This window comes from Acidocella sp., assembly GCF_036489515.1.
Taxonomy (GTDB): domain Bacteria; phylum Pseudomonadota; class Alphaproteobacteria; order Acetobacterales; family Acetobacteraceae; genus Acidocella.
Genome location: NZ_DASXFO010000014.1, coordinates 1 through 9,263, shown reverse-complemented (window position 1 = coordinate 9,263; position 9,263 = coordinate 1). Strand labels below are relative to the sequence as shown.

4 protein-coding genes are annotated in these 9,263 nt (G+C 62.1%); 1 reads left to right on the top strand and 3 read right to left on the bottom strand.

The window, feature by feature from the left end; genetic code table 11:
- Nucleotides 1-203: hypothetical protein (locus tag VGG47_RS01710; RefSeq protein WP_331535136.1), on the bottom strand; the 203-nt coding region annotated here is incomplete at its 3' end.
- A gap of 148 nt (nt 204-351) precedes the next feature.
- On the opposite strand from VGG47_RS01710, the gene VGG47_RS01705 reads away from it, so the two are divergent.
- Nucleotides 352-603 carry a hypothetical protein gene (locus tag VGG47_RS01705; RefSeq protein WP_331535135.1) on the top strand — a complete coding sequence of 84 codons (252 nt, stop codon included), beginning with the start codon at nt 352-354 and terminating at the stop codon, nt 601-603.
- 268 nt (nt 604-871) lie between these two features.
- Here VGG47_RS01705 and VGG47_RS01700 read toward each other — a convergent pair whose 3' ends face one another.
- Both VGG47_RS01700 and VGG47_RS01695 read right to left on the bottom strand, forming a co-directional pair.
- The gene (locus tag VGG47_RS01700) at nt 872-5,107 is read right to left on the bottom strand and encodes an amino acid adenylation domain-containing protein (protein WP_331535134.1); all 4,236 of its coding nucleotides are present in this window, start codon (nt 5,105-5,107) and stop codon (nt 872-874) included.
- Between the two features lie 85 nt (nt 5,108-5,192).
- Nucleotides 5,193-9,263: amino acid adenylation domain-containing protein (locus VGG47_RS01695; protein WP_331535133.1), on the bottom strand; the 4,071-nt coding region annotated here is incomplete at its 5' end.

Sequence of the window (9,263 nt, the reverse complement as noted above, 5' to 3'; positions counted from 1 at the left end):
AGCCCCGCTGGCGTCGGCCCAAGCATGCCCGGCAGGGAAGGCCGCAAGGGCTGCGCTGGCAAGGCGAGGCGCTCGGGCGGTATGCCCAGATCCGTGAGCAGCGCCGCCTGATAGTCAGCAACGTGGCGTTCCGCCAGTACCCAAGGCCGTGAATGAGTGAGAAAACGTCGGAACCCGCCACTCTCGTAGCCTGGGGAGCCCACCAGCGCCGCACCCATGGGCCAACTGGGCTAATTGGCGCGAGTTCTGACAGAACCACACATAGTGAGCCTTGAAACGTTCTCTTGTGCAGTCCGACCTTATGTAGCTATGTGAAGCTAACAGCAACAAAAAGTCCAAGAGACATCTGCAATGAGTGCCCCCTCCCAATATGTTAGCCAAGGTTTTCAAAAACTGTTTGAGCGTGCCCGCAAATTATTCGCGGTTGAAATTGTGCGCGCGGACAGTATAGACCCCGAAAAAGCCCCGGAGATATATGTGCCGCTGCATAGGGATCTGTTCAGTATCCGTCGCGCCATCAAGTTCGCCGAGCATCGTTTTCAGCGGGGGAACACTGTAGAGACAGAGAAAGTGTTGATGAAGGTAATCACAAGGCTCGAATAAAACCCCAACATTATGAATGCCTGCCGGTTTGCCACATTGTCCGTACACGGGAGCGTGCCGGGGCGGCCCAGCAGGTTAATGGGGGCCTCATGTTCTGGCTAACAGTACTCCCCCGGATCATGTTGGAAAAAACCGCCCCGGTCTTTTTGCAATCTCGAATCGAAATTATAGAGATATCCGCACGGGTGAAAACACATGTGAAATGGCGGACTTTACAATTGTCTGAATTTTTAGAGTTTTGGGGCCTGCGCTGGCTGAGATCAGCCCTCTACGTCGACGTATGATCGAGGATATGACCGTCCGCAACTCTCGCCGGCGACCCAGCGGGCTCATATCTGTCGAGTATTAAATTCAGCTGCCGCGCCAATTCCGCAGTATTTGCATCGTTAAACATCGAGTCATGATCTCCTTCGGTTTGAACGATTTCCAGGCCCCGCGTGAAGAGGCCACCCCATCCATTGATAGGGTCGCGGCCGGGCAGCATGTCGTGCTGATTCTTCGCGCGAATCAGCACGCCGGATGAATCCAGCGGGAGTCGGCGCCATGACCTTGCAGCCAGGTAAGTTAGCCGAGTCATGACCGAAGCATCGATCGCGATACCCTCATCATCGAAATAGCCTGAAGGGCGAAGCTCCGGCGCGGAGCGGTTGTTCAATGCGTCTAAACGGCGCCTGACGAGGTCGAAGCGATGCCGCGTCATGTCCGGTATCCGCCTGAGCAGCCATCGGGCCAAACGCGAGGAATCGCTGAGCGACGCAGACATTCTACGCATGAACGAGGGATCACTGACCGTACGGGCTGCGGCACGGCGCCAGATCCACCGAAAACTCTCCAATGCGGGCCCGAGGGTGAAACTGCTCGAGGCGAACGCCGACGCATCGACGAGAAGCACGTAGGCGACCTTGCCCCCGCTGCGCTGTAGCCCATGCGCGGCTTCGAAGGCCAGCTTGCCTCCCAAGGAGTATCCCGCGATGACGCAGGGAGACGACCCGGCATGCGCAAACAGCGCGTTGCCGTAGAGCGCGCCCATCCGTTCGATTGTCGACGGCGCCGCATGATCCGGCGCCGCGATCGCGGAAAGCCATTCCACCGGAATTAGCGTATCGATCGCGAAAATAGGGCGATCCCCATTGATCAATTGCGCGATTCGATGTTCGGCCGGCCTGGCTCCCATCAAATATATCGGCAAACCGGTGCGTCCCGTCCGTAATGTCACGACCCGTGGTTCCGTTCGGACGTGATGACTGTGCTCAAACTCCCTTGCCAACCGCTTGATCGTTGGGTTCATAAAAAAGGTCGGAACATTCAAATGCAGCTTCAGCGTCTTATTTATTTCGCTGATGACGCGGAGTGCCAGGAGCGAGTGACCGCCCAAATTAAAGAAGTCGTCGTTACGGCTTATCCGCTCCACACCAAGCAGTTCTGCCCAGATCGCCGCCAGCGCCGTCTCGGTCTCGCCCTGCGGCGCCTCGTAGGTTTCGCGCGCATGGGCTTCATCGTCCGGCGCGGGCAATGCCCGGCGGTCCAGCTTGCCGTTGGGAGTGAGCGGGAACGCATCAAGCCGCACAAAGGCCGCCGGCACCATGTAGTCCGGCACGCGTGCCGCCAGATGCGCCCGCAAGGTACTGGCGAGCTGGTCATCGCTGTCGGCCACCACGTAGGCCACCAGCCGCTTCCTGCTCTCCTCAGCCAGCGCCAGCACCACCGCCTCGCGCACAGCGGGATGCTGTGCCAAGGCCGCCTCGATTTCGCCAAGTTCGATGCGGTGACCGCGGATTTTCACTTGATGATCGAGACGGCCAAGAAATTCGATCGCGCCATCAGGCAAGTACCTGGCCCGATCACCCGTCCGGTAGAGCCGAGCTCCCGCTTCTTTGCTGAACGGATTGGCAATGAATTTTTCCGCCGTCAGCTCGGGTCGGTTGTGATATCCTCGCGCCAGCAGTCCCCCCCCGATGTGCAGCTCACCGGTCACCCCCAGCGGCGCCAATCGGCCCCGACGATCAAGCAGATAGATTTGGCGCCCCCCGCGCGGACGACCGATGGGAATTCGTTCGCGCAGCGGGTCTCCAATATTACGCGCGGGGATTTCAAAACTCGTCGCCGTAATAACGGCTTCGGTCGGCCCATAGGCATTCAGAAGGCGTACGCTGTTAAGTGGCGCCTTCTGCCATAGCTCCAGGGTCTGTAGGGACATGGCGTCTCCGCCGATAATCACCAGCCGCAACTGGTGGGCGGAAACCGGTTCGACGGCGTTGGCCCATCCATCCGCCAGCTGGTGCCAATAAGCCGGCGGAAGGTTGATAACCGTCAGGCCAAACTCAGCGAGCTTTTTCTGAAATTCGACAGGATCCCAAACCAGCGCCTCGCGCAGGACCACGCACGCGCCGCTCAGCAACGGTGGCAGAATCTGCTCAATGGCCGCGTCAAAGCTCAGTGACGCGAATTGCAGGACACGGTCTTCGGGCGTCAATCCATAGAAGTCCCGGCACTCAAGACAATGCTGGACCAGAGCACGATGCTCAATGAGAACCCCTTTGGGCGTCCCCGTGGATCCCGATGTGTAGATCATATAAGCGAGATTGGCTGGGGTCAGGCCGGCGGCGGCGGGTTCGGGGTTCGTGACCGGCGATGCGGCCCAAGGCGGGGAGCGGTCGTCGAGCACGAGGACCGGGAGGCGGTCCGGCAGACGACCGAGGGAAGGTAGAACCGCCCGTTGGGTGAGCAACACCTGGGGGGTGCTGTCTTCGATCATGAAGGCGAGGCGCTCGGCGGGATAGGCCGGATCGAGCGGCACATAGGCGCCACCCGCCTTGAGGACGGCTAACAAGCCGACGATCATCTCACACCCACGGTCCAGACAGAGCGCGACCCGGGCGTCCGGCCCGACGCCCAACGTGCGCAGATGATGGGCCAGCTGGTTGGCGCGGCGGTTCAGCTCGGCGTAGCTGAGCCGCTGGTCGTCGAAGCGCACCGCGATGGCATCGGGGCTCCTGGCCACCTGCACCTCGAACAACTCATGGACACAATGATCTGCGGGGAATTCGGCCGCCGGCGCGTTCCACTCAACCAGCAGACGCTCCCGCTCGGGCGCCGGCAGCAGGCGCACCTGCTGCACTGTCTGGCTTACGTCCTGCGTCATCTCCCACAGCACTTCGCGCAGATAACCCACATGCCGTTCCACCGTCTCGCGGTCGAACAGCGCGGTGGCATAGCGCAAGCCGCCGACGATCCGGCCATCAACCTCCTTCAGCCCCAGCGACAGGTCAAACTTCGCGATCGTACAGGACGGCGCTTCGAAATCGACGGACAGAGCGCCCCCAAGATCGAGTGCCGCCTCGTTGTTCTGCCAGTCGAACATCACCTGGAACACCGGCGTGCAGGACAGGCTGCGTTCCGGTTTGATCAGCTCGACGACCTGCTCGAAGGGCAGGCCCTGGTGCTCCTGCGCCTCCAGCGCGCGCTGCTTCACATGCCCCAGTAGCGCCGCGACGCTCAGCTCCCCCGGCAGCTCCAGACGCAGCGCCAGCGTATTGACGAAAAGCCCGATCAACCCCTCGATCTCGCTTTGGCCGCGGTTCGCCGTCGGCGTCCCGACCACCACCTCCTCTTGGCCCGACAGCCGCGACAGCAACAGCGACCAGCCCGCCAGGATCATCATGAACAGCGTCGCACCATGAAGCTGCCCCAGCGCTTTCAGGCGCGCCGTCAGCTCTGCGTCCACTGTCACCGCCACCACGTCGCCTTCATACTGCTGATGCGCCGGACGGCTGCGGTCCGTCGGCAGTTCGAGCAACGAAGGCGCACCCTTAAGGCGGCTCTCCCAGTAAGCACTCTGCGCCGCCAGACGATCCCCAGATAGAAAGCGCCGCTGCCACACCGCGTAATCCGCGTATTGCACCGGCAAGGACGGCAGCGGCGCCTGACGGTACAGCGCGCCCAGCTCGCGCAGCAGCACGGTGCACGACCAGCCGTCCGACACGATGTGATGCATCGTCAGCAGCAGCACGGCTTCATCGGCCCGCAGATGGATCAACCGGCCCCGGATCAGAGGACCACGGCTCAGATCAAACGGTGCGGACATTTCCTGCGACGCCAAATACCGAAGCTCTTCTTCGGCGTCCGCCCGGCCCCGCAGGTCGTGGATCGCCAACGCAAAGCCTGCCGCCGCGGGGCCGATGCGCTGCACCGGATCGCCTTGCTCAAGCACAAAGGTCGTACGCAACGCCTCGTGACGCGCCACCAGAGCGTTCAGCGCCTCACGCAACGCGCGCTCATCCAGCGGCCCGCGCAGCCGGAAGCCCAGAGGGACGTGATAGGCTTCGCTGCCCCCGTCCATCTGCGCCAGGAACAACAGACGCTGCTGCGCGAACGAAAGGGGAATCGCGAACCGCCGATCAGCCTTGGCGACCGCCGTTGCGCCGTCTTCTGCACGATGGAGATTGGCCCGCCGGGCCGCCTGCAAGAGTGCCGACCGTTGCTCGGCAGTCAACCCGGCTAGCATTGAGTTCCGCACCTCAATATCCCCAACCTTCAAAAAAGAAAAAACAAAAGCATATCGGCTCGACCAGGCAGCAAACGCTTATGCATCAACCTATCTCTGCCACTTGATCAAGAATCGCTGCCAATTCATCCGGGTCATACTTTGAAAGTTGGGCCAAGATGATTTGTTCCGCCATCCGATAGAGCTGGGGATTTTCGAATATGCCTTGAACTTTTAAAGACACGTCCATTTTTTCCTGGATTCTTGTCAGTGCTCGTATCGCCATCAGAGAATGCCCGCCGAGCTCAAAGAAATTATCGTTACGGCTGATCCGCTCCACACCAAGCAATTCGGCCCAGATCGCCGCCAGCACAGTCTCGGTCTCCCCTTGCGGCGCTTCGTAGCCGGCGCGTGCATAAGCCTGATCATCCGGCGACGGCAGCGCCCGGCGGTCGATCTTGCCGTTGGGCGTCAGCGGGAACGCCTCAAGCCGCACAAAGGCCGCCGGCACCATGTATTCAGGTACATGCGTCGCCAAATGCGCCCGTAAGCTCCCGGCCAGTTGGTCGTCGCCGTCGGCCACCACATAAACGACCAGGCGCTTCCCGCCCGTCTCCTCGCGCGCCACCGCCACCGCCTCGCGCACGGCAGGATGCTTTGCCAGGGCCGCCTCGATCTCGCCAAGCTCAATGCGAAAGCCCCGGATCTTCACTTGATGATCAAGACGGCCGAGCATTTCGATCGATCCGTCCGGCAGCCGCCTGACCAGGTCACCAGTGCGATACATACGCTGCCCCGGTTCCGCCGCGAAGGGATCCACGCCGAAACGTTCACGTGTCAGTTCCGGCTGGCGCAGATAGCCCCGCGCCAGCCCGGCGCCACCGATATAAAGCTCGCCGGGGACGCCGACCGGGACCAGTTGCAAGGCGCGATCCAGCACATAGAGGCATGTGTTGGCGATCGGCGCCCCGATCACCACCGGCCTTCCGGCTTCCACCTGGGCAACCGCCGACCACACTGTCGTCTCCGTCGGCCCATACATATTCCAGAGCGAGCCGCAGCGCGCCAGCAGCGGACGGGCAAGTTCGGCCGTCCAGGCTTCGCCGCCGCACAAGATCTTCAAATCACGAGCGCCGGCCCAGTCCGCATCCAGCAACATGCGCAGGGTCGCGGGCGTCGCCTGCATGACGCTCACGCCCGATTGCGCGATCAGATCGATCAACGCCCCACCGTCCCCGGTGGTCTGGGCGGGGGCAATGACGACGCATGCCCCACACAGCAGCGGCAGGAATATCTCCAAAACGGCGATGTCAAAGGTCAGCGTGGTGATGGCGAGCATCCTGTCCGCGGCATCGAGACCTGGCCGCTGGCGCATTGACTCAAGCATATTGACGACCGCGCTATGCGTAATCTCGACGCCTTTCGGCGTGCCGGTCGAGCCTGACGTGTAGATCACATAAGCAAGATCGCTGGGGCGTGCGCTGCGGCCGGCCGCCGGTGCCGCCGCGAACGGCGCATCGCCGTCGATCACCACCAGCTGAGCGCGATGAGGCGGCAGTTCGGACTGCAAGCCCTCCTGCGTCAGCAGGATCAGCGGCTGCGCATCCTCCAGCATATAAGCGAGCCTGCTGCGCGGATGGTGCGGGTCGAGCGGAACATAGGCGCCACCTGCCTTCAGCACGGCCAACATACCGACGACCATGTCGAGCGAGCGCTCCAAAAAGAGCGCCACCAACACATCCGGCCCCACGCCAAGAGCGCGCAAATGATGCGCCAGCCGGTCGGCCCGCGCATCGAGCTCCGCATAGGTGAGACGCTGGTCCTCGAAGACCAGCGCAACAGCGTCAGGCGCCTGTTCGACTTGCGTCTCGAACAGCTCGTGGATGCAGCGCTCCCGCGGATAATCCGCCGTCGCCGTGCCCTCGACCAGCAGCTGCTGGCGCTCGGAGGCCGGCAGCAAGGGAAGATCGGCGACTCTTTGCCCGGCGTCCGCCACAACGCCTTCCAGCAGCGTCCGCAAATGTCCGGTCAGCCGCTCGATGCGGTCCTCATCGAACAGATCCGTGCTGTACTCCGTTTCCAGGTAGATCTCGCTCCCGGTGTCAGTCAAAGTCAGGGTCAGATCGAATTTGGCGATCTTGGCTTGAGCCAGAAGCCCTTCGGTCACGACCCCCGGCAGTCCGATGAACTGCGGCTGATCGTCGCGATCGCGCCAATTCAACATCACCTGGACGAGCGGCGAATAGCTCTGGTTGCGCTCCGGCTTCAGCGCGGACACGACCTGGTCGAACGGCACGGCCCGGTGCGAATAGACGCCGGCCACATTCTGCTGCACATCGCCCATCAGCTCCCGGAATGTGGGGTTGCCGCTGAGGTTCGTGCGCAGGACATGGGTATCGAGCAAAAAGCCGATCAGCGGCCGCAATTCGGGCCGTTCACGGTCGGCAATCGGAATCCCCACCAGGATATCGTCCTGGCCGGTATAACGATACATGACCGTGCTGAGCGCCGCGGCAAACACGGTGAACAGGCTGACGCGCTGCTCCCGGCAAAGCAGCCGCAGATCGGTTGCCAGCGCGCCGTCGAATGCGAAATTCCGCTTGGTGCCGCGAAAGGAAAAGACCGCCGGTCGGACCCGATCGGTCGGCTGGTCCAGCAGCGGCGGCACACCCCGCAATTTTTCTTGCCAGAAGGCGATATCTTCATCGAAGCGGTCTTGCTGAATGGGCTGAAGCTGCCAAACGGCATAGTCGCCATACTGGATCGGCAAAGGCGGCAACGGCGAAGGCTCCCCTCTCCGGAAGGCTTCGTATAACAGGGTCAATTCGCGCCAAAGGATGCCCAATGAGGCGCTGTCGCAAACGATGTGATGCAGCATCACGATGCAGGCGTGATCTTCGGCATCGATTTCGACGAGCGTCACGCGCACGCCTGGTTCCACGTCCAAGTGGTATGGCCGACGCGGTTCTGCGACCAACAACCGCGCCAATTCGGCTTCACGCTGGCTGGCCTCGAGCTCCCGCAGGCTGATCTTTTTAAAGTCCAGGGGCGATGTCTCATGAACGATCATCATCGGCCGGCCGCCTTTGGCCTCGATCGTCGTGCGCAGGATCTCATGGCGTTTGATGACGGCGTTGAACGCGCGTTCCAGCGCGGCGACATCGAGCTTGCCCTTCAGGCGCACGGCTTCGGCCTCGTTGTAAGCCGGTTCTTCGCCTCTGAGCTGCTCCATGAACCAGAGGCGCTCCTGGGCGAGGCTCAGCGGGCACGGAAGGGCGCGGTCCCGCACCGGGATCGGCTGCAAATCGGCGTGGGCGTTAACGTCGCCGGCCTGCTCGTGCGCCGGCTGCGCCTCCAGCCGGCGCCGCACCAGCGCCGCCAGGTGCGCCACGGTGGCGTTTTCGAAAAAATCCGCCAGCGAGAGCAGCACGGGCATCTTTTCACGGAGGCGCGAGAGGCATTGAATGGCCTGCAATGACTGCCCGCCCAGCGCAAAAAAATTGCTGTCAGGGCCAATGTGCGGCGCCGCGAGAAGGTCGGCCCAGATGTCAATGATGATCCGCTCCAGCGGCAAGCCGTCGCCGGACTCCCCGCCTGCGGCGTTTGCGGCCGATGCGCCGGATCGTTCCTGTGCCAGCGCGCCGGCGGCCGTCAGTCTTTCCGCCTCTTCCGTCAGGCGCAGCCGCTGCACTTTTCCCGAGGGGCCTTTCGGCAAATCCGCAACAAAATAAATGCGCGCCGGAGTCTTGAAATAGCCCAGATGGCTTTCGCAGAAGCTCAGCAGCTCCCGTTCGTCGCAACGCATCCCGTTCCGCAGGACGGCGAACGCCACCACATCCTCGCCGACATGCCGATCAGGCACCCCGACCGCGGCCGCCTCCAAAACCACAGGATGGGACTCGAGAATTTCGTCGATCTGTTTGGGCGCGATGTTCACGCCGCCCTTGATGATCAGCTCCTTGGAGCGACCGATCATGAAAAAATAGCCGTCTTCATCGCGATAGGCGAGATCGCCCGTGTGCAACCAGCCTTCACTGTCAAACGCCGCCGCGGTTCCGACAGGATCCTTGTAATAACCCTGTGTCATCCCGTCGCCGCGCAGCAAAACCTCGCCCGGTTCCCCCACCGGTACATCAGCGCCCTCGCGGTCAATGATCCTGGCCTCAAACCCCCAGGG